This is a genomic window from Streptomyces sp. V4I8 (assembly GCF_041261225.1).
GTDB lineage: Bacteria > Actinomycetota > Actinomycetes > Streptomycetales > Streptomycetaceae > Streptomyces.
Genome location: NZ_JBGCCN010000001.1, coordinates 988,984 through 1,008,927, shown reverse-complemented (window position 1 = coordinate 1,008,927; position 19,944 = coordinate 988,984). Strand labels below are relative to the sequence as shown.

Genomic DNA, 19,944 nt, shown 5'->3' with positions numbered 1-19,944 from the left:
CGGGCCGGAAGTGGCTGGTCGCGCCACGCGGCGGCGCCGCACACGTCACAGCCCCGCGCCCCTGAGGGGCGCGTCCCACGCACCCCGACCTCCGAAGGAGGCACGCCCTCGATGCCCGAAGTCCTCAAGGCCCCGCTGACCGTCGAGTTCCCCTTCACCCGTTCCCTCAGCCCGGTCCAGAGCGCCTTCCTCACCGGTCTGCGCGAACGCGTTGTGCTGGGCGTGCGGACCGGTGACGGTCGCACGCTCGTCCCACCCGTCGAGTACGACCCCGTCACCGCCGAGGAGCTTCGCGACCTGGTCGAAGTCGCCCCCACCGGCACGGTCACCACCTGGGCCTGGAACCACGCCCCGCGCCGTGACCAGCCCCTCGACACCCCCTTCGCCTGGGTCCTGGTCCGGCTCGACGGCGCCGACACCGCCCTCCTGCACGCCCTCGACGCCCCCGGCCCCGACGCCGTGCACACCGGCATGCGCGTCAGAGTCCGCTGGGCCGAGGAGCGCACCGGCGCCATCACGGACATCGCCTGCTTCGAGCCGTACGACAGCAGTCCGAACGAGGTCGAACCGGTAGACCACACCGGCGAGTTCGTCGACCCCGTCACCGGCATCGTCGCCCCCGCCCGCCTCGACTACACCTACTCACCCGGCCGCGCCCAGACCGCCTACATCAACGCCCTGGCCGAACAGCGGAACGTCGGAGAACGCTGCCCTTCCTGTCACAAGGTGTACGTCCCGCCGAGGGGTGCGTGCCCCACATGTGGCGTGGCCACATCCGAACAGGTTGAGGTAGGTCCCCACGGCACAGTCACCACGTTCTGCATCGTCAACATCAAGGCGAAGAACCTCGACATCGAAGTGCCGTACGTCTACGCCCACATCGCCCTCGACGGCGCCGGTCTCGCCCTGCACGGCCGGATCGGCGGCATCCCCTACGACCAGGTGCGCATGGGCCTGCGGGTCGAACCGGTGTGGACGCAGGGCGCCCGCTATCCCGACCACTACCGGCCCACGGGCGAGCCCGACGCGGACTACGACACCTACAGGGAGCTGCTGTGAACCGCGAGATCGCCGTCGTCGCCTTCGCGCAGACCGACCACCGGCGCACCAGCGAGGAGCTCTCCGAGGTGGAGATGCTCATGCCCGTCCTGCACGCGGTGCTCGCACAGACCGGCCTGAAGACCGCCGACATCGGCTTCACCTGCTCCGGCTCCAGCGACTACCTCGCCGGCCGTGCCTTCTCCTTCACCCTCGCCCTCGACGGCGTCGGCGCCTGGCCGCCGATCTCCGAGTCGCACGTCGAGATGGACGGTGCCTGGGCCCTGTACGAGGCGTGGATCAAGCTGCTGACCGGGGACGCAGACACCGCGCTCGTCTACTCCTACGGCAAGTCCTCACCCGGCCCCCTGCGCGACGTCCTGACCCGGCAGCTCGACCCCTACTACGTCGCCCCCCTCTGGCCCGACTCCGTCGCCCTGGCCGCCCTCCAGGCGCAGGCCCTCATCGACGCCGGCGACACGGACGAACCCGCGCTCGCCGCGGTCGCCGCCCGCAGCCGTGCCGACGCCACCGCCAACTCCCATGCCCAGCTGAGCGGTTCGGTCCCGCAAGGCGAGTACCTCGTACGACCGCTCCGTACCGGCGACTGTCCGCCCATCGGCGACGGGGCCGCCGCCGTGATCCTCGCGGCGGGGGAGCGGGCCCGCGAGCTGTGCGACCGGCCCGCCTGGATCCGCGGCATCGACCACCGCATCGAGGCACACAGCCTCGGCGTCCGTGACCTGACCGACTCACCCTCGACCCGCCTGGCCGCCGAGGGGGCAGGCGCGTTCGAACGGCCCGTCGACACCGCCGAGTTGCACGCCCCGTTCACCTCGCAGGAGGTCGTCCTGCGCAAGGCGCTGAAGCTCGACGACAGCGTGCGCATCAACCCGTCCGGCGGAGCGCTCGCCGCGAACCCCGTCATGGCCGCCGGGCTGATCCGCATCGGAGAGGCCGCCGCCCGTGTCCACCGGGGCGACTCCGACCGGGCGCTCGCGCACGCCACGTCCGGCCCCTGCCTCCAACAGAACCTGGTCGCCGTACTCGAAGGGGATCCGCGATGAGCAAGGAGCCCGTGGCCGTCGTAGGCATCGGCCAGACCAAGCACGTCGCGGCGCGCCGGGACGTGTCGATCGCCGGGCTCGTCCGGGAGGCCGCCCGAAGGGCGCTCGACGACGCCGAGCTGACCTGGGCGGACATCGACGCCGTCGTCATCGGCAAGGCGCCCGACTTCTTCGAGGGCGTGATGATGCCGGAGCTGTATCTCGCCGACGCGCTCGGCGCGGTCGGCAAGCCCATGCTCCGGGTGCACACGGCCGGCTCGGTCGGCGGATCCACCGCCCTCGTCGCCGCCAACCTGGTCGCCGCCCGCGTCCACGGCACCGTCCTGACGCTCGCCTTCGAGAAGCAGTCCGAGTCGAACGCCATGTGGGGACTGTCCCTGCCGATCCCCTTCCAGCAGCCCCTGCTGGCGGGGGCCGGTGGCTTCTTCGCCCCGCACGTGCGCGCGTACATGCGACGCAGCGGCGCGCCCGACACGGTCGGCTCGCTGGTGGCCTACAAAGACCGGCGCAACGCCCTGAAGAACCCCTACGCGCACCTCCACGAGCACGACATCACCCTGGAGAAGGTCCAGGCCTCGCCCATGCTGTGGGACCCGATCCGCTACTCGGAGACCTGCCCCTCCTCCGACGGCGCCTGCGCGATGGTCCTCACCGACCGCGCCGGGGCCGCCCGTGCGCCCCGCCGGCCCGCCTGGATGCTCGGCGGCGCGATGCGCAGCGAGCCCACCCTCTTCGCCGGCAAGGACGCCGTGTCGCCGCAGGCCGGCAAGGACTGCGCGGCCGACGTGTACCGGCAGGCGGGGATCGCCGATCCGCGCCGGGACATCGACGCCGTCGAGATGTACGTGCCGTTCTCCTGGTACGAGCCCATGTGGCTGGAGAACCTGGGCTTCGCCGCCGAGGGCGAGGGCTGGAAGCTCACCGAGGCCGGGGTCACCGAGCTGGACGGCGATCTGCCCGTCAACATGTCGGGCGGCGTCCTGTCCACGAACCCCATCGGGGCCTCCGGCCTGATCCGCTTCGCCGAAGCGGCCCTCCAGGTGCGCGGCCAGGCCGGGGAACACCAGGTGGAAGGGGCCCGCAAGGCACTCGGGCACGCCTACGGCGGTGGCTCGCAGTTCTTCTCGATGTGGCTCGTGGGCTCCGAACCCCCGGACGCCTGAGACGGCTCCCGGACGGCGGTCGAGACGGCTCCGCAACGGTCCCCCTCACGTGGCCTGTTGGCACTCGGAACCGATCGCTAGGCTGGCCCGCGGACGACGAATCGGGAGGAGCACGGACGTGGCCGAGAGCACCATCCAGCAGCAGCCGTTCACGGGCTGGGAGAAGCCGGAGCTGGACCTCAGCAGCGCCGATTGGCACTCGAGCAGCCGTGGCCTGGGGGATGTCCAGATCGCCTTTGTCGAGGGGTTCATCGCGATGCGCAACAGCGGCAGCCCGGAGAGCCCGTCCCTGATCTTCACACCCGCCGAGTGGGGTGCGTTCGTGTCGGGTGCGAGGGAGGGCGAGTTCGACCTGACCTGACGGCCGCCTTCGGTCCGATCCGGGTGTGTTCCGCCCGTTTTTCCGGACACGCGACCTTGAGACCCCCCTGGGGCCGATGCCTGAGCCAGGCTGACCCCGGGAGGGGGGAAGGTCGTATTCCGGAAAGGTGAGAACCCATGAGCACCCTGCCGGTCATCGCGGCGGTCGACGGCTCGGACGACAGCCTGGTCGCGCTGGACTGGGCGTTCGACGCCGCCCTGCTGCGCGAGGCGCCGCTGCGGGTGGTCCATGCGTGGCAGTACGCCGCGTGGGCCAAGCCCGAAGTCCTGCCCGCCGGGCGGCCGGTACCGGAGGACGATCCGGTGCTCGACCGTGTGCGCCGGTATCTGGAGGCGCGGGTCGAGCGGCCGGCGACGGAGTACGTCGTTGTGGAGGGCGAGCCGGCCGCGGTGCTGCCCGAACTGGGCTCCGGCGCCCAGCTGTTGGTGCTCGGTTCCCGGGGGCGCGGCGGCTTCGCCAGTCTGCTGCTCGGCTCCACCGGCATGGCCGCCGCACGCGATGCCGGGTGCCCGGTCGTCGTGGTGCCCAAGCCCGGCCGCGAGGTCCACGACGCGATGCCGATCGGGCCGGGGCGGCGGGTCGTCGTCGGTCTGCAGGTCGACAGCCCCGACGAGGCCACGCTGTCCTTCGCCTTCGCCGAGGCCGCCCTGCGCGGTGCCCGGGTCCAGGTCGTCGCCGCCTACACCTGGCCGCTGCACGTCTGGACGGCCGCCACCGCCCAGATCGTGCCGCCGTCCCACGACCAGGACGCCGTCGAGGCGGAGACCCGCACCCTCGCGGAAGGCATCCTGGCCCCGTACGGCGAGCGCCACCCGGAGGTGCGCGCCGAGACCTGCATCGCCCCGGGCGACGCGGCCGGCCATCTCGTCGCCGCCTCCAAGGACGCGAACCTGGTCGTCGTGGGCCGCCACAGACGCCGCCTCCTGGCCCCGGCCCGCCTGATGGGCTCGGTGACCCACGCGGTCCTGCTGCATGCCGCGAGCCCGGTGGCGGTGGTGCCGCCCACGCCGGCGGAGGAGTGAGAGCCCGGCCCGTCAGGCGATACCGAACCAGGCCTCGGCCAGGGACGGCGGCGTGCGCTCCGGGGATGCGCCCAACTCCCGTAGGTACCAGGGGAGGTTGCTGTACACGTGCAGCAGTGTGTACGCCAGCAGCTCCGCCGGGTCGAAGGTGGTGCGGTACACCTTGGCCAGCCGGGTCAGGAGCCGCGGATCGCCACGGGTGACGAACAGGCCCACGCCGACGAAGTCGTACGCCCGGTCGCCGACCATGGCCGGCTCGAAGTCGAAGAGCCCGGTCAGACGCCAGCCGTCCGGATCGACGAGGAAGTGCTGCCGCATGACCTCGGTGTGCAGCAAGGAGGGCTGCGGGGCGCGCGGGAGCGGCACCGAGGCGAGGAACTCGGGTATCTGCTCCAGCCACTCTGCGGACAGCCCGTGCCCGCGCTGCTGTTCCACCGCCCCGGCACGCTGCCGGTCCACGAACGCGCCCCAGTCCCCGGGCCCGAGGAAGTCCCCGAGCGGACCGGGATCGAGAGTGTGCAGCACGGCGAGGGCCTCGCCGATCTCGCCGACGATCCGCTCACGGTCGGCGGGCGGAACGCGGTCCCAGGCTCCGGCCAGGTTCTCGCCGCACAGCCGGGCCATCAGGACGTACCGCCAGCCGTTCTCGTACGGGCCGGCGTCGCGCACCTGAGGCGTCGGTACGGGCAGGCGTCCCTGGACATGGGACAGGACGCGGCCCTCGGCCTCGCCGTCCCGGGCGGCGGCTCCGGGGAAGAGCTTGAGGACGTGCTCGTCGCCCACGGCGTAGACCGGCTGTGACCCGTCCGGGAAACGGGTCAGCGGCAGCCCGGACAGACCGAGGCGGGCGCACAGGTCCCGCACTCCGGGCCGCATCAGCTTCTCGTCGGGGACGACGGCGTCCCATTCCTCGTCCGTTTCGACAGGGGGCAGCATGATCGCGACCGTAGGGTTCCCGGGACGGAAGGGACAACCGCATTCTCCCCGGCGTCCGGCGACCTGTTGGCGCACCCGGAGCCTCTCGCCCAGGCGCGGGGAAGCAGTCCTCGAACCCATGCCCGCACGTCACGCAACAGGCGCGGCCACGTACCATGGCGACATGTCGTTCCTCCGCCGCCGCAGCGCCACGCCCGCCGGGCCCGACTTCGACGTTCTGGCCATGGACCCGGGCGACTGGCCCGGGAATCTCGGCGCCGGTCTGCTGCCCGCCCCCGACGGAAGCTGCCAGGGTGTCTTCCTGCGCTACGACCTGTTCGGCGGCCGCGGCCCCGCGATGATCATCGGCAATCTGCCGGAGGGCTCCCCGGCCCGCGAGGTCGACGAGGGCGAGATCCCGTTCGAGGTCGCCCAGCTGCTGCTGGCCCTGGAGAACGAGGAGGAGGTCACCGTCGTCGGCAGCGAGGACGTGCCCGTGATGCAGGGCGACAACCTCCTGATCGTCCGCCGCCTCAAGCTCTCCGAGAGCCGGATCTCCTGCGTGCAGTTCGACCGCAGCGACAACGTCCTGGTCACCATCGCCGCCTGGGACCGCCCCATCACGGACGACCTGTACGCCCTCCTGAAGCCGCTGCCCGCGGAGCTCTTCCAGCAGGGCTGAGTCCTCCCATCTGAGGCCCCGCTGTTCGGGCCTCCGCACATGTTGTCATGACCCTTGTCGCAGAGTCATCGGACCTCTAGCGTCAGGGGTCATGTCGTATGAGCCGCATGAGCCGCATGAGATCACTCGTAGGGCGACGCTGAAGGCCGCAGCCAGCACGGCCGGCGCGCTTGCTTTGGGAGCTGGTGCCAGCGAGGCTGTCGCCGCTGATACCTCCGATGTATCGAAGGGGTCGTCGGTGCTCTGGTACGCCACTCCCGCCACCGACTGGGAGCGCGAGGCCCTGCCCATCGGCAACGGCGCACTCGGTGCCATGGTGTTCGGCACCCTCGCCTCCGAACGACTGCAGTTCAACGAGAAGACCCTCTGGACCGGCGGCCCCGGCTCCGCCCAGGGCTACGACCACGGCAACTGGCGCGCACCCCGCCCCGGCGCGATCACCGCCGTACAGGACGACCTCGACGCGCGGACCACCCTCGACCCCGAGTCCGTGGCCGACCGGCTAGGCCAGCCGCGGACCGGCTACGGCGCCCACCAGACCTTCGGGGACCTCCACCTCGACCTGCCCGCCGCGCCGACGGCACCCCCGCAGGACTACCGACGCGAGCTCGACCTCGACAACGCCGTCGCCTCGGTCGTCCACACCCACCAAGGCGTCCGCCACCAAAGGGACTTCTTCGCCTCCCACCCCGACGGCGTGATCGTCGGACGGCTCGCCGCGGACCGGCCCGGCAACGTCACCTTCACCCTGCGCTACACCTCGCCCCGCACCGACTTCACCGCCACCGCGGCCGACGACACCCTGACCGTACGGGGCGCGCTCGCCGACAACGGGCTGCGCTTCGAGGCGCAGGTCAGGGTGCGCGCCCAGGGTGGCACCGTGACATCGGACGCGGCCGGCACCATCACCGTGACCGCGGCCGACAGCGCCTGGTTCGTCCTGGCCGCGGGGACGGACTACGCCGACACCTACCCTGACTACCGTGGCCCGGACCCGCACGCCGCCGTCAGCCGAGCCGTGGAACGGGCGGGGGACCGCTACGAGGCGCTGCTCGTCCGGCACGTCCGCGACCACCGGGCCCTGTTCGGCCGCGTCGGCCTCGACATCGGCGCGTCCCTCACCGCGGACGTCCCCACAGACCGGCTGCTGGTCGGGTACACCGGCGGCACGAGCGCGGCGGACCGCGCCCTGGAAGCCCTCTACTTCCAGTACGGCCGCTATCTGCTCATCGCCTCCTCGCGCCCCGGCTCCCTGCCCGCCAACCTCCAGGGCGTCTGGAACAACAGCACCACGCCCCCCTGGTCGGCGGACTACCACACCAACATCAACATCCAGATGAACTACTGGCCCGCCGAGGCCGCGAACCTCGCCGAGACGACCCAGCCGTACGACCGCTTCGTCGAGGCCCTGCGCGCGCCCGGACGCCGTACAGCACAGGAGATGTTCGGATCGCGCGGCTGGGTCGTGCACAACGAGACCAACCCGTACGGCTACACCGGAGTGCACGACTGGGCGACCGCGTTCTGGTTCCCCGAGGCGGCGGCCTGGCTCACCCAACAGCTGTACGAGCACTACAGATTCGGCGGTTCCACCGATTACCTCCGCACCACCGCCTATCCGGTGATGAAGGAGGCCGCCGCGTTCTGGCTCGACAACCTGCGCACCGACCCGCGCGACGGCACCCTCGTCGTCACCCCCAGCTACTCGCCCGAGCACGGCGACTTCACGGCCGGCGCCGCCATGTCGCAGCAGATCGTCCACGACCTGTTCACCAACACCCTCGAAGCGGCCCGCATCCTGGGCGACACCCCCGAATTCCGCCGCCGCGTCGAGGAGGCGCTGAACCGACTCGACCCCGGCCTCCACATCGGCTCCTGGGGTCAACTCCAGGAGTGGAAGGAGGACTTGGACGACCCCACCGACACCCACCGGCATGTCTCCCACCTGTTCGCCCTCCACCCCGGACGGCAGATCGAACCGGGCAGCGAGTGGGCCAGGGCCGCCGAGGTCTCCCTGACCGCACGCGGAGACGGCGGCACCGGCTGGTCCAAGGCCTGGAAGATCAACTTCTGGGCGCGGCTGCGCGACGGGGACCACGCCCACAAAATGCTCGGCGAACAGCTCAAGTCCTCGACCCTGCCCAACCTCTGGGACACCCACCCGCCGTTCCAGATCGACGGCAACTTCGGCGCCACCTCCGGGATCGTGGAAATGCTCCTGCAGAGCCAGTACGACGTCGTCGAGGTGCTGCCCGCCCTCCCCGCCGCCTGGCCGGCCGGCTCGGTGCGCGGCCTGCGGGCCCGTGGCGGCGCCACCCTCGACATCGCCTGGGCGCACGGCCGGGCGACCCGCATCTCCCTGAAGGCGTCACGGACCCGTGAACTCACGGTGCGCAGCGACCTGTTCGAGGACGGGCAGCTCACCTTCAGGGCGGTCGCCGGACGGCGGTACACCTGGGACAAGGAGGGCTGACGCGTCAGGAGCCCGAGGGCAGCTCCCGCACATCGGCCGCCCGCACATACGCCACCCGGTGACCGAACTGGATCTCGTAGTACTGGTCCTTGCCGACGACGACCCGGTGCGAGCCCTCGTCGAAGGTCACCGCGTAGTAGTACTCGCCCGGCACCTTGCCGCCCACCGCATAGCGCTGGCCGGCCGGCAAGGTGTACGGCAGGGGCGACACGGCCTGCACGGGAACGCCCGCCGGATAGGCGGAGGCCTCGGGATAGGCCCGCCCGTACACCGGGACGCTCTTCAGGCCCTCCTTCGGCGTGACCACCCGACCGGCCGCGTCGACCGCCGTCGGACTCTTCTTCGGGTTCTTGAACCATGCCTTCTGGCCCAGGTACCAGATCGCCGTCCAGTCCCCGTCCCGGCCGGCGACCGCGTACTGCTGGCCGGTGGAGACCCGCGAGGACAGGTCGTTCACCCCGGTGGTGGGGGTCGAGCCCAGACCGATGTCCTTGATCAGGGGGTACGACTCACCGGGCCCGGAGTACAGCCGCACCGCGCTCGAACCATGGGCTGCGCACGGCTGGCCCGCGGAGACACAGCCCGTGTACCGGGGCCGGTTGGTCGCGTAGTCGGGGCGGATCGTCACCAGGCCGCCGTTCGGTCCGGCGGTCGGTTGGAGGGGGCGGCCGAGCAGCTCGAAGTAGTGCCGCCAGTCCCAGTACGGGCCCGGGTCGGTGTGCATCCCGCTGATCGTCGACGTGGTCGGGCCCGGCACGGTGTCGTGGCCGAGGATGTGCTGCCGGTCCAGCGGGATGCCGTACTTCTTGGCGAGGTAGGTGACCAGGCGGGCCGAGGACCGGTACATCGCCTCCGTGTACCAGGCGTCCGGCTTCGCCAGGAAGCCCTCGTGCTCCAGGCCGATCGACTTGGCGTTGACGTACCAGTTGCCCGCGTGCCAGGCCACGTCCTTGGCCTTCACATGCTGGGCGATATGACCGTCGGTCGAGCGCAGAGTGTACTGCCACGACACATAGGTGGGGTCCTGCACCATGGTGAGGACCCCCTCCCAGGCGCCCTCGGTGTCATGGATGACGATGTAGTCGATGTCCGAGGAGGCGGGACGATCGCCCCGGTCGTGGTTGCCGTAGTCGTCGTCCCCGAACTCCTCGTACGGGGCCGGGATCCACTCGCAGGACACCGTCGGCGGGCACTCGGTCGCGCCTGCCTCGATCGTGCGCAACCCCGCTCGCCGCAACTGCCCGGTGTCGGGGGAGAGACGCGGCTGGGCGGCCAGGGCGACCTGTTGGCCCGCGTCCGTGTGGCGCTTCTGGCCGGTGCGCAGGACGTCGTAGACGTCGTTCGCGTACGCCGCCGCCGTCGCGGTGTCGTCGGCTCCGGAGAAGCGGGCCACCGCGCCGTACCAGTCGGCGGGATCGGAGCTCAGCGGTTCGCCCAGCTCCCTCTGCGCGGCGGCGAGCAGTGCGGCACCGCCGGCCACGTTCGCCGCCGGGTTCGTACGCAGCTGCTGGGCGCTCAGCCCGGTCAGTTCGGCCGCCTTGGGCAGCGTCCTGAGGCGGGCCGGAATCGCGGAGGTCCGCGGCAGCGCCGGCTTGGGATGCAGCGGAGCCCGGGCGCTGTCGCCGCGCGGGTCCTCCGAGCCCTCGCTGTGGTGCGGTGCCGCCTCGGCCAGGGCAGTGCGGGCGTCGGTGAGGTGCATCGGGCCGTAGCCGCCGGTCACGCTGGGCGCCCCGTCGTGCGCGTCCCACCGGGACTGCAGGTAGGAGACGCCGAGCAGGACGCTCTGCGGCACGTGGTATTCGGCGGCCGCGGAGGCGAAGGCCGATTGAAGGCCCTTCTCCGAGCCCCCGGTGTCGGACGGGGCCGCGCCCAGCAGCGGGAACAGCAGTGCCGTGGCGGCCATGGCGGTGACGGATCCTCGCAATGCAGCCTCCTGGGACGGTCGGGCGCGATGAGCCGTACGGGGCCGGGCGTGAGTCTGTGGTACCGGCTGTCCGACGATCCGTCAATCATGCCAAGGGGCAGCCGAATTCCCTTGTCAGCCCAGGTGCCCCGGGAGTTTCGCGACGACGGCCTCCGGGCCTGCGGGGCGTCAGTGGCGTACACCGGTGGGACGCGTACGGCCCTACGGAGGAGCTCACCGCCGCCGTGCACACGAAGGCCCGCGGTACGCCGCTGTCTCCAGGGCGCACCGCGGGCCACCGTCCCCGTCAGCGAGTCCCGACCGCCGCGCGCACGGCCCGTCGGGCCAGCTGGCAGTCGTCGTGCAGCCGCCTCAGCAGCAGCCGCTGTTCCTCGCCGGACGGCGCAGCACCCGGGTGGGCCACTCCCGGTGCCGCCGGGGTCGTGTCGTGCATCGAACGCTGCACGGCCGTCTCATAGGTACGGATCTCCCGGGTCAGTACGAGCATCAGGTTCACCAGGAACGCGTCCCGTGAAGCCGGGCCCGCCGACTGGGCGATCTGACTGATCTGGCGGCGGGCGACCGGCGCGTCCCCGAGCACCGACCACAGCGTCGCCAGGTCGTAGCCCGGCAGATACCAGCCCGCGTGCTCCCAGTCCACCAGCACTGGACCGGCCGGTGAGAGCAGGATGTTCGAGAGCAGTGCGTCGCCGTGACAGAACTGGCCCATGCCCTGCCGGCCCGCGGTGGCCGCGATGCCGTGCAGCAGCTTCTGCAGATCACCCATGTCCCGGTCGGTGAGCAGCCCCAGCTCGTGGTACCGGGAGATCCGGGTCGCGTAGTCCAGCGGGGCGTCGAACGTGCCCGCCGGCGGCCGCCACGCGTTGAGCCGGCAGATCGCGCCGAGGGCCGCCCTGATGTCCGCACGCGGGGGCGCCTCCAGCGGGTGGCGCTGCAGTGCCGCCACCCGGCCGGGCATCCGCTCGATGACGAGCGTGCAGTTGTCCGGATCCGCTGCGATCAGCCTCGGCACGCGCACCGGAGGGCGGTGCCGGACGAACGAGCGGTATGCCGCTATTTCGTGCCGGATCCGCTTGGCCCACGCTGGGGAGTGGTCCAGTAAACACTTGGCGACGGCCGTGCTGCGCCCGGTCGTGCCGACCAGGAGGACGGACCGCCCGCTGCGGCGCAGCACCTGGACCGGAGCGAACTCCGGGCAGATCCGGTGCACCGACGCGATCGCCGTACGCAGCTGGGCGCCCTGAGGGCCGGACAAGTCGAGTCTCCCGCTGAGCGGTTGGGTGCCGGGCCCCGCGGCGCGCAGCGTCCGGCCCGCGCCGAGCACGGGGGCGGCCGTCGGCCGCGCGGGGTCGAGGTAAGGACCGCTGCCCGCCGGGCGGGCACGCAACGGCCGGGGCGGGGCGGACACGGAGGACGATGCTGCGTACATGGGAGAGACAGATCCCTTCGTGTGCCTGCGACGACAAAGCGCTGCCCGATCCGGCCGCCCGGGTACACCCTGGGGAATGTCCCTCGGCGAACCGGGTCGGGGTGGCGCGTTCCTACCTGACACCCGATGCCCAGTGGCACACCATCTGGCGCACCCTGGCGAACCCTGGCGAATAGTCCCGGGGCACCTCCCACCGGGCTACTGTCAACTCAGCCGAGAACCTGGGGGCTTGACGTGAGCGGAGAACCCAACACCCGCCTGGCGGACCTGTTCGGCCTGGCCGGCTGGTCCAAGGGCGAACTCGCGAGGCAGGTCAACCGGCAGGCGGCGGCCATGGGCCACCCCCAGCTGGCGACCGACACCTCGCGGGTGCGGCGGTGGATCGACATGGGAGAGATCCCGCGCGATCCGGTGCCGCGGGTGCTGGCAGCCCTGTTCACCGAGCGTCTCGGCCGTGTCGTGACCATCGAGGACCTCGGTCTGGTCCGGCACGGGCGTGCAGGGAAACGGCAGGACGGCGGGAGTGTGGAGCATCCCGACGGCGTGCCGTGGGCGCCCGAACGGACTGCTGCGGTCCTCACCGAATTCACGGGAATGGACCTCATGCTCAACCGACGCGGCTTGGTGGGCGCGGGTGCCGCGCTCGCCGCGGGATCCGCACTCAGCAGCGCCATGCACGACTGGCTGCACACCGACCCGGCCCTCAAGGCCGACGCCCCCCAGTTCGACGACCCCTTGCACGCCGACCCCGCCGGGTTCGACCGGTACGAGGCGGCCCCGATCGGTTCTCAGGAGATCGAGGAACTGGAGCGCTCGGTCGAAGTGTTCCGGGCCTGGGACGCGGCCCGCGGCGGCGGGCTGCAGCGCAAGGCGGTCGTAGGACAACTCAACGAGGTGGGCGGCATGCTCGCCTACCGTCACCCCGATCATCTGCAGCGGCGCCTGTGGGGCGTCGCCGCCAACCTCGCCGTCCTCGCGGGCTGGATGTCGCACGACGTCGGCCTGGAGCCCACGGCCCAGAAGTACTTCGTCATCGCCGCCCACGCGGCCCGGGAGGGCGGCGACCGGCCCCGCGCCGGAGAGGCGCTCTCCCGAGCGGCTCGCCAGATGGTGCACCTCGGCCGGCCCGACGACGCACTCGACCTCATGAAACTCGCCCAGTCCGGCTCCGGCGAAGAGGTGCTGCCGCGCACCCGGGCCATGTTCCACACCATCGAGGCCTGGGCGCAGGCGTCGATGGGCAGGGGCCAGGCCATGCGCCGCACCCTGGGACAGGCGGAGGACCTCTTCGTCTCCGACAAGAGCGACGTACCGGCACCGAGCTGGATGCAGACCTTCAAGGACGAGGATCTGTACGGCATGCAGGCCCTGGCCTACCGCACGCTGGCCGAGTTCGAGCCCGGCGCGGCCGCGCACGCCCAGCACTACGCCGAGAAGGCCCTGGCCCTGCGCATCGACGGCCGGGAGCGGTCGAAGATCTTCGACCATCTCTCCATGGCGTCCGCCTGTTTCATCGCGGACGACCCCGAACAGGCGGACCGGTACGCACGGCTGGCCCTGATGTCCATGGGCTCGAACTCGTCCGGCCGTACCTGGGACCGGCTGCGCCAGATGTACCGGCTCACCGCCGAGTACTCCAGCTACCCGAAGATCCACGAACTGCGGGAGGAGATCCGGTTGGCGCTGCCCAAGCCGAAGAAGCCGGGCGGTGGCAACAGCGCACAGGCATAGGCAAGGGCATACGCATAGGGGGGCTGTGCGACTGATTGATCCCCGTGGGTTCTAGGACGTCACCCTGGCCACGAGCACACAGGCATTGTCCTCGCGCTCGGTTTCACCGAACTCCTCGACGACCAGCCGTACACAGTCCTGTGCGGTGCGGGCCTCGCTGAAACGGGAGCCCAGATCGAGGAGAGGACGCACGGAGTCCGCTCCGCTGTGCCCTGGCACCAGTCCGTCGGTGTGCAGCATGAGCAGGTCGCCCACCCGGAGGCTCTCTTCGGCCTGTGCGTAGACGGCACCCGAGGTGACGCCGAGCAGGACGCCGTCCGGCGCGTTCAGCCTGCGCCCCGTCCCGTCGCGGAACAGCAGCGGGGCGGGGTGTCCGGCCTGCGCCCAGGTCAGGGTGCGGGTCTCGGGCAGGTAGCGGCAGCAGACCGCGCTGCCGAGGGCCGACTGGACGGTGGCGTCGAGCAACTGGTTGAGCCAGGACATCAGTTGCCCCGGTTGGGTGCCGGCCATCGCCATGCCGCGTACGGCGCCCAGCAGGGTCGCCATGCCCGAGGCCACGGCGACGCCGTGGCCGGTGAGGTCGCCGACGCTCAACAGCGTTGCACCGTCAGTCAGTTCGAGTGCGTCGTACCAGTCGCCGCCGATCAACGCGCTCGTCGACGACGGCAGATGGTGAGCGGCGAGGTCCAGTGTCTTCGAGCCCTGGTGCGGGAGCCGCAGGGAGCCGCGCCACGGCGGCAGCACAGCTTCCTGCAGCTCGACCGCGAGCCGGTGCTCGCTCTGCGCGTGGTGCCGGTGGCGCTGGAGCGAGTCACGGGTCTCGCTCACCGTGCGCTGGCTGCGGCGCAGTTCGCTGACGTCCCGCAGCACGGCCCACATGGAGGCGGTGCTGCCGTCAGTGTCGAGCACGGGCTCGCCCATCATGTGCACGGTCCGGACCTCGCCGTCCGGCCGGAGGATCCGGAACTCGCCGTCGATGGGCTTGGCGTCGATCAGACAGTCGGTGACCATCGCCGTCAGCTTCGGCCGGTCCTCGTCGAGTACCAGGGACGGCAGCTCGTCGAGGGTGAGCGGTGGAGCGGCGGGGTCGCGCCCGAGGATCTCGAAGAGCTCGGCGGACCAACTCGCCTCGTCCGTAAGGAGGTTCCACTCCGCGCTGCCGACCCGGCTGAGCAGCGAGCCGCGCCGGGGAGCGGGCGGCACGGCCGGGCCGGCGGGCGTGGCCGCGGGGTCCGGCGCGGCGGGGGACGGGCCGTCCCGCAGCTGCGCCAAGTGCTCGTCGAGGTCGTTGAGCTGGTGCAGCGCGAGGTCGCACAGGGCCCGCTGCCACCGCTCCTGCGGGTCCGAACCGTCGCTCTGGGTGTCCCGCCGTACGGCGTCGACGTCGCCCTTGAGCCGTCGCGTCTGCGTGATGAGCGCGTCGACCGAGCCGCGTCCGGGCGGCTGAGCGGCGGGGCGGTCCGCAGAGAGATGGGGCGGCATGACGCACTCCGATGCGGGGACGGTTCGACCAAGGCTGAAGGAAGGACCGTTACGACTGTCGCACAGCCCGCGACGCCCTGTAAGGGATTTGGCAACACCCGATACGGTGGTGCTGCTGGCATATGCCAGAGTCTCCAAGGAGGGCTCGTCCGGTGCGAATGACGTACGTCGGTCGATGGGTCAAGTCGTAGGCGGGGTACGCGATTTGGCGGGCGATCGAGGCGATTGCGCGGCGGCAATTCGGGTGTTCGACGATCGGATGTTCTAGGGGTGGGGCGGCGGCGGGTGCCACGTGCGGGGTTGCACCCCCCTGTAGTGATACAGGTCACAAAAATGATGTCCGCTTCGGTGTAATGCAACGGCCGTCTGCGGGCTCGTAAAAGGGCAGCGGCAAAAACCGTCCGACCGCCGACCCGCAGGGGAGAGAGACCGCCCATGGAGATTGCCCTCGAGCAGCCCGCCCGTGCCCGTCTGATCACCGGTGAGGAGCGCGAACTCTCCGTTCCCGCCACACTGCGCTATGCCTCCATGGACCCGCTGGCGGTGCACATCGACTTCCCGGGCGATGTCTCACTCGATGGCGAAGGGGCCACCTGGGCTTTCGCCCGCACCCTGCTCGAGGCGGGGCTGCGCGGGCCGGCCGGGGACGGAGACGTGCACATCTGGCCGTGCGGCCAGGAGCGTACGGTCGTGGAACTGCACTCGCCGTGCGGGATGGCGCTGCTCCAGTTCGACACCGCCGCCCTGAACCGCTTCCTGCTGCGGACCTACGCGGTGGTCGCGTCCGGTGAGGAGGACCTCGGCGCGGTCGTGGAACGAGGGCTGAGCGCGCTCTTCGACGGCGTCTGAGGAGGCGACAGGGCCGCCGCCGCGCCTCCTCGACGCTCCGGCGTCAGTACCGCAGCACTCCCGCGATCCCCTGGGCGTCGTCGAGGGTGCCGTCCGGTACGAAGCGGACTTCGGCGCCGGTCTCCAGGCACTGCTCGACGATCTCGTCCACGATGTCCTCGCGGGCGTCGAGCTCGTCGCTCTCGGCCGGGATCAGATGGTCGCCGTCCTCGCCGCGCACGGTGATGCGGTAGTTCTCCTCGACGGCCAACAGCCGTACCCGGCCCTCGCGGGCACTGCGCCAGACCTCGTCGACTCCGGCCGCGAATGCCTTGCGGCCCCGGGCCGTTTCGAGCTCTCGGGCCACGGCGTCGGTGTTCCTGCGGTCCTCCGAGGTGATGAGCGGCTGGATCGCCTGCCACACCGCCTCGCGCGTGCCGTGCGCGAGGCCGCCGTGCGGGATGTGCACCGCGTCCTTGGTGACGCCGCCGATCTCGTCCAGCAGGGACAGCGCCGCCGGCTCGCCGGTGATGTACAGCGGCCGGGGGTTGCCCCGCAGGATCGCGCTCATGGCGGAGTCCGCGTCCTTCAGGAAGTGGCGCGTGCCCTCGTCCTGGAACGTGCTCGGCATGTCGCCGATCCGCTCCTGGCGCTCGGCGTCGAAGTTCTCGACGTTCCTGGTCAGCGGGAAGCCGCCGACGCGCGCCGCGGCGACGCGGTCCAGGCTGCCGTTCCACAGGGTGACGCGGTCGGGCGAGACCGAGAGCACCCAGTACGGCCGCTCGGCGGCCTGGGCGGAGACGAGGTTGCGGGTCAGGAAGGTGTCCGAGAGCACCACGCGCTCGGGCACGGTCCGGGCGAGCGACCACACCTGGTGCTCGCCCGGCGCGGCGAAGATCACCAGGCCGTCCTCGGCGTAGGTGAGATCGACCTCGGCGAGGGCCTGGTCGAGCTGTCGGCCGACGTCCGCCCGTCGCTCGCGGGTGACGGAGGGATCGGCTTCCAGCTGTTTCTTGGCCGCGGCCACGACATTGCGCAGCCGGACCTGGTCCTGGGCCCGGTAGGGCTCTCGGCGATGCGTGGGCGTCAGCACGGACACGGCCGGATAGGGGCGCGGGCGCCGCAGCTCGGTGAGGGTGGTGGGACTGAGTGCGTGCTCCATAAGAGCACGATAGGACTGATTCACCGATCGGGCATTAGGGGCAATCCAGTGCATGGATCCGGGCCCCTATTCGCGGGCGTCCTCGGGTCCGCAGGAGCTTCCGTCCGCCGGGAGCGTGCCGTACAGCAGGAAGGCGTCGACCTTGCGGTGCACGCACTTGGAGGAGGCGTACCCGGTGTGACCGCTGCCCTTGTTGTCGAGGACCACGGCCGAGGAGCCGAGTCGCTTCGCCGTCTCCTCGGTCCAGCGGTACGGCGTCGCCGGATCGCCGCGCGTGCCCACGAGGAGCATCTTCGGCGTGTGCACGTCCTTGACCTCGTCGCGTATGAAGTCCGTGCCCCTGGGGGTGCCGTAGCACAGCAGCACCCCGGTGAGCCGGTAGGGCCCGAAGACCGGCGACGCCGCCTCGTACTCGGCGCGCATCCGGTCGAGATCGCCGATGATCTGCTCGCCGGTGGGGCGGTCGGGGTCGTCCGCGCAGTTGATCGCCACCAGCGCCGCGGGCAGGTTGTCGAGCGGGATGTCCGCCTCGTCGACGAGCCCGCCGTCGGGATCCCCCGTCTCCTCGCGGCTTCGCGGCGCGGCCCCGCCCGAGGCGAAGGTCTCGATGGCGTGCGTGTCGCCGTCCTCGACCAGCGAGGCCAGGGCCCGCTCCAGCAGCGGCCACAAGTCCTCGCTGTAGAGCGCCTGTCCGATGGCGCCGACCAGGTCCTGCCCGGTGAACGGCTCACCGAAGGCCGACGGCACCGGATCCTGGTCCAGCGAGTCGACGAGTCGTACGACATGCTTCCGGGCCTCGCGCGCGTCCTGCCCGAACGGACAGGCGATGTCCTTCACACACCAGTTGATGAACTCGTCCAGTGCCTGCTGCTGCCCCCTGGCGCTCGCCACTCCCTGCTCGGCGAGCGGCTCGGTCAGCGTGTCCACGCCGTCGAGCACCAGGCGGCCCACCTTGTCGGGGAATTGGGCGGCGTACACCGCGCCGAGCCGCGTTCCGTAGGAGAAACCCAGGTAGTTGAGCTTCTTGTCGCCGAGGGCCTGGCGCATCACGTCCATGTCACGCGAGGCGTTGATCGTGCCGATATGGCGGTAGACGGGCCCGGAGTGCCGGGCGCACGTGTCGGCCACCTTCTTGAACTGCGCGAGGACGGACTGCGGATCGCTGCCCAGTTCGCTCGCGTCCTCGCCCATGTCGAAGTTCACGGCGCTGTTCCCGCAGCTGACCGGTGAGGACCTGCCGACACCGCGCGGATCGAAGGTCACGAGGTCGTAGCCGTCCGTCAGCTCCATGAACTCCTTGCCGCCGGCGGCGAATTCGGGGATGCCGGCGCCGCCCGGCCCGCCGAAGTTCAGCAGTACCGATCCCCGCTTCTCGCCCGTGGCCCGGTAGCGGGCGAGCGCTAGGTCGAGCGTCCCCGCCCGGGGGTGGGCGTAGTCGAGGGGGACGGTGACCTTGCCGCACTGAAGATCCTTCGGCATGCCTTCGCCCTGGCACTTCGCCCAGGTGACCTTCTGCTCGTAGAAGCGGGTGAGGTCGGGATCGGCGTCGTCCTTGGTCGCCGTCAGCCCCGTGCCGAGCAGGGCCAGGCCGACCGCGCCGATGACCGCGCAGCGCCGCAGCGTGGGCCGCGGTGACAGGTGGGCCAGCATCGTTGCCTCCAGGGACGCCCGTCGCGGACCGGGTAACGGCGTCCTCGCCCACGATAGGCGGGCCCCGGAAGGCACGCCTCCGGAGCTGCGGGGCCGCCCGGGCTGCCCCGCCTCGCGCCCCTCGCGTGGCCATCGGAAGTTTTTACCGCTAGTTCGACAACCCTGACGCTCGATGGGGTGAATGGCCGATAAGCCATAACTCGGATGGTTCGCCTGCGTTTTATCCGGTGCGGGTGAGTGCCCGCGACCATGTCTGGAAGGCAGGGAACCTATGAGACGGGTTACCCGATACAGTGTGATCGCCGTCGCCGCCTCGGGCGCGATGGCTGTGACACTGCCGGCGTACGCCGACTCCGCGGCGGACGGTACCGCGGCCGACTCGCCGGGGCTGCTCGCCGGCAACACCATTCAGCTCCCCGTGCACGTCCCGGTGAACGTGTGCGGGAACACCGTGAACGTGGTGGGGCTGCTCAACCCGGCCGCGGGCAATTCGTGCGCCAACAAGGACGGCGGTGGCAAGCCGGGCGCCGCGTCGCACGGCGGGGCCTCGGCCGAAGGGAGCGGAAAGGATTCGCCGGGCCTCGCGTCCGGCAATGTCGTACAGCTCCCGGTTCACCTCCCCGTGAACGTCAGCGGCAACAGCGTGAACGTGGTCGGTGTCGGCAACCCGGCGACCGGCAACGAGTCGGTGAACGGCCCCGGCGACAGCACGCCCGACACCCCGAAGCCGGCGCCGAAGCCGTCCGTACCGCCCAGGGCACACCAGCCGCGCCCGGCGCTGCACGCGCTCGTCCCGCAAGGAGGGCCCGAGGGCTCGCTCGCCGACACGGGAGCGGACCAGACCCTCGCCGCCGCTGTGGGCGGTACTGCTCTCCTGCTGGGCGGGGCCGTCCTGTACCGGCGCTTCCGCCCGCAGGCGGTGCGCTGACCCGCGCTTCGCGCGCGGCACGAAGGCCCCACCGGGCGGTCGGTGGGGCCTCCGTCATGCGCACATCC

General features: G+C 71.3%; 16 protein-coding genes. 10 read left to right on the top strand and 6 right to left on the bottom strand.

The annotated features are described in order from the left end of the window. Nucleotides 1-111: 111 nt before the first annotated feature. The 5 genes from ABIE67_RS04625 to ABIE67_RS04605 all read left to right on the top strand — a co-directional run bounded on the left by ABIE67_RS04625 (nt 112) and on the right by ABIE67_RS04605 (nt 4,672). Nucleotides 112-1,059, top strand: coding sequence for a Zn-ribbon domain-containing OB-fold protein (locus tag ABIE67_RS04625; RefSeq protein WP_370253516.1), 948 nt, complete (start codon nt 112-114; stop codon nt 1,057-1,059). Then, complete coding sequence (locus ABIE67_RS04620) at nt 1,056-2,105, top strand: thiolase domain-containing protein (RefSeq protein ID WP_370253514.1); 1,050 nt, start codon at nt 1,056-1,058, stop codon at nt 2,103-2,105. The genes ABIE67_RS04625 and ABIE67_RS04620 overlap by 4 nt, the downstream gene beginning before the upstream one ends. Beyond that, nucleotides 2,102-3,268 carry a thiolase domain-containing protein gene (locus tag ABIE67_RS04615; RefSeq protein ID WP_370253512.1) on the top strand — a complete coding sequence of 389 codons (1,167 nt, stop codon included), beginning with the start codon at nt 2,102-2,104 and terminating at the stop codon, nt 3,266-3,268. The genes ABIE67_RS04620 and ABIE67_RS04615 overlap by 4 nt, the downstream gene beginning before the upstream one ends. A 118-nt stretch (nt 3,269-3,386) precedes the next feature. Continuing rightward, a complete protein-coding gene (locus ABIE67_RS04610) occupies nt 3,387-3,629 on the top strand; it encodes a DUF397 domain-containing protein (RefSeq protein WP_370253510.1) in 243 nt (80 codons plus the stop codon). A gap of 137 nt (nt 3,630-3,766) precedes the next feature. Next, nucleotides 3,767-4,672 (top strand): universal stress protein, encoded by a 906-nt coding sequence (locus ABIE67_RS04605; RefSeq protein ID WP_370253507.1) that lies wholly within the window; start codon nt 3,767-3,769, stop codon nt 4,670-4,672. A gap of 12 nt (nt 4,673-4,684) precedes the next feature. On the opposite strand, the gene ABIE67_RS04600 is transcribed toward ABIE67_RS04605, so the two are convergent. After that, nucleotides 4,685-5,608: a phosphotransferase family protein gene (locus tag ABIE67_RS04600; RefSeq protein ID WP_370253505.1), complete on the bottom strand. Its 924-nt coding sequence runs from the start codon at nt 5,606-5,608 to the stop codon at nt 4,685-4,687. Nucleotides 5,609-5,771: 163 nt separating this feature from the next. Between ABIE67_RS04600 and ABIE67_RS04595 the strand changes: the two genes are divergently transcribed. After that, nucleotides 5,772-6,269 (top strand): hypothetical protein, encoded by a 498-nt coding sequence (locus ABIE67_RS04595; protein WP_370253503.1) that lies wholly within the window; start codon nt 5,772-5,774, stop codon nt 6,267-6,269. A 238-nt stretch (nt 6,270-6,507) separates the two neighbouring features. Next, nucleotides 6,508-8,742 carry a glycoside hydrolase N-terminal domain-containing protein gene (locus ABIE67_RS04590; protein ID WP_370253498.1) on the top strand — a complete coding sequence of 745 codons (2,235 nt, stop codon included), beginning with the start codon at nt 6,508-6,510 and terminating at the stop codon, nt 8,740-8,742. Nucleotides 8,743-8,746: 4 nt separating this feature from the next. Here the strand turns inward: ABIE67_RS04590 and ABIE67_RS04585 are convergent, their stop codons facing one another. Together ABIE67_RS04585 and ABIE67_RS04580 are read right to left on the bottom strand one after the other, a co-directional pair. Further along, nucleotides 8,747-10,645 (bottom strand): N-acetylmuramoyl-L-alanine amidase, encoded by a 1,899-nt coding sequence (locus ABIE67_RS04585; RefSeq protein ID WP_370253496.1) that lies wholly within the window; start codon nt 10,643-10,645, stop codon nt 8,747-8,749. Nucleotides 10,646-10,952: 307 nt separating this feature from the next. Beyond that, nucleotides 10,953-12,095 carry an aminoglycoside phosphotransferase family protein gene (locus ABIE67_RS04580; protein WP_370253494.1) on the bottom strand — a complete coding sequence of 381 codons (1,143 nt, stop codon included), beginning with the start codon at nt 12,093-12,095 and terminating at the stop codon, nt 10,953-10,955. A gap of 234 nt (nt 12,096-12,329) precedes the next feature. Here ABIE67_RS04580 and ABIE67_RS04575 point away from each other — a divergent pair, with 234 nt between their 5' ends. Next, entirely contained in the window at nt 12,330-13,826 is a 1,497-nt protein-coding gene (locus ABIE67_RS04575; RefSeq protein WP_370253492.1) for a hypothetical protein, read from the top strand. A gap of 51 nt (nt 13,827-13,877) precedes the next feature. On the opposite strand, the gene ABIE67_RS04570 is transcribed toward ABIE67_RS04575, so the two are convergent. Next, nucleotides 13,878-15,308, bottom strand: a complete 1,431-nt coding sequence (locus ABIE67_RS04570) for a PP2C family protein-serine/threonine phosphatase (RefSeq protein ID WP_370253488.1) — start codon at nt 15,306-15,308, stop codon at nt 13,878-13,880. Nucleotides 15,309-15,743: 435 nt separating this feature from the next. On the opposite strand from ABIE67_RS04570, the gene ABIE67_RS04565 reads away from it, so the two are divergent. Further along, the gene (locus ABIE67_RS04565) at nt 15,744-16,157 is read left to right on the top strand and encodes an SsgA family sporulation/cell division regulator (RefSeq protein ID WP_370253486.1); all 414 of its coding nucleotides are present in this window, start codon (nt 15,744-15,746) and stop codon (nt 16,155-16,157) included. A 43-nt stretch (nt 16,158-16,200) separates the two neighbouring features. Here the strand turns inward: ABIE67_RS04565 and ABIE67_RS04560 are convergent, their stop codons facing one another. Continuing rightward, nucleotides 16,201-17,298, bottom strand: coding sequence for a chemotaxis protein (locus ABIE67_RS04560; protein WP_370253484.1), 1,098 nt, complete (start codon nt 17,296-17,298; stop codon nt 16,201-16,203). Between the two features lie 66 nt (nt 17,299-17,364). Next, nucleotides 17,365-18,948, bottom strand: a complete 1,584-nt coding sequence (locus ABIE67_RS04555; protein WP_370253482.1) for an alpha/beta hydrolase — start codon at nt 18,946-18,948, stop codon at nt 17,365-17,367. Nucleotides 18,949-19,219: 271 nt separating this feature from the next. Between ABIE67_RS04555 and ABIE67_RS04550 the strand changes: the two genes are divergently transcribed. Next, nucleotides 19,220-19,876, top strand: a complete 657-nt coding sequence (locus ABIE67_RS04550) for a chaplin (protein ID WP_370253480.1) — start codon at nt 19,220-19,222, stop codon at nt 19,874-19,876. Nucleotides 19,877-19,944: the final 68 nt, after the last annotated feature.

Excerpts from the sequence above, each read along its gene's own strand:
- ABIE67_RS04615 (WP_370253512.1), top strand. The coding sequence starts at position 2,102 with ATGAGCAAGGAGCCCGTGGCCGTCGTAGGCATCGGCCAGACCAAGCAC.
- ABIE67_RS04625 (WP_370253516.1), top strand. The coding sequence starts at position 112 with ATGCCCGAAGTCCTCAAGGCCCCGCTGACCGTCGAGTTCCCCTTCACC.
- ABIE67_RS04560 (WP_370253484.1), bottom strand. The coding sequence starts at position 17,298 with ATGGAGCACGCACTCAGTCCCACCACCCTCACCGAGCTGCGGCGCCCG.
- ABIE67_RS04585 (WP_370253496.1), bottom strand. The coding sequence starts at position 10,645 with ATGGCCGCCACGGCACTGCTGTTCCCGCTGCTGGGCGCGGCCCCGTCC.
- ABIE67_RS04600 (WP_370253505.1), bottom strand. The coding sequence starts at position 5,608 with ATGCTGCCCCCTGTCGAAACGGACGAGGAATGGGACGCCGTCGTCCCC.
- ABIE67_RS04570 (WP_370253488.1), bottom strand. The coding sequence starts at position 15,308 with ATGCCGCCCCATCTCTCTGCGGACCGCCCCGCCGCTCAGCCGCCCGGA.
- ABIE67_RS04565 (WP_370253486.1), top strand. The coding sequence starts at position 15,744 with ATGGAGATTGCCCTCGAGCAGCCCGCCCGTGCCCGTCTGATCACCGGT.
- ABIE67_RS04550 (WP_370253480.1), top strand. The coding sequence starts at position 19,220 with ATGAGACGGGTTACCCGATACAGTGTGATCGCCGTCGCCGCCTCGGGC.
- ABIE67_RS04555 (WP_370253482.1), bottom strand. The coding sequence starts at position 18,948 with ATGCTGGCCCACCTGTCACCGCGGCCCACGCTGCGGCGCTGCGCGGTC.
- ABIE67_RS04595 (WP_370253503.1), top strand. The coding sequence starts at position 5,772 with ATGTCGTTCCTCCGCCGCCGCAGCGCCACGCCCGCCGGGCCCGACTTC.
- ABIE67_RS04605 (WP_370253507.1), top strand. The coding sequence starts at position 3,767 with ATGAGCACCCTGCCGGTCATCGCGGCGGTCGACGGCTCGGACGACAGC.
- ABIE67_RS04580 (WP_370253494.1), bottom strand. The coding sequence starts at position 12,095 with ATGTACGCAGCATCGTCCTCCGTGTCCGCCCCGCCCCGGCCGTTGCGT.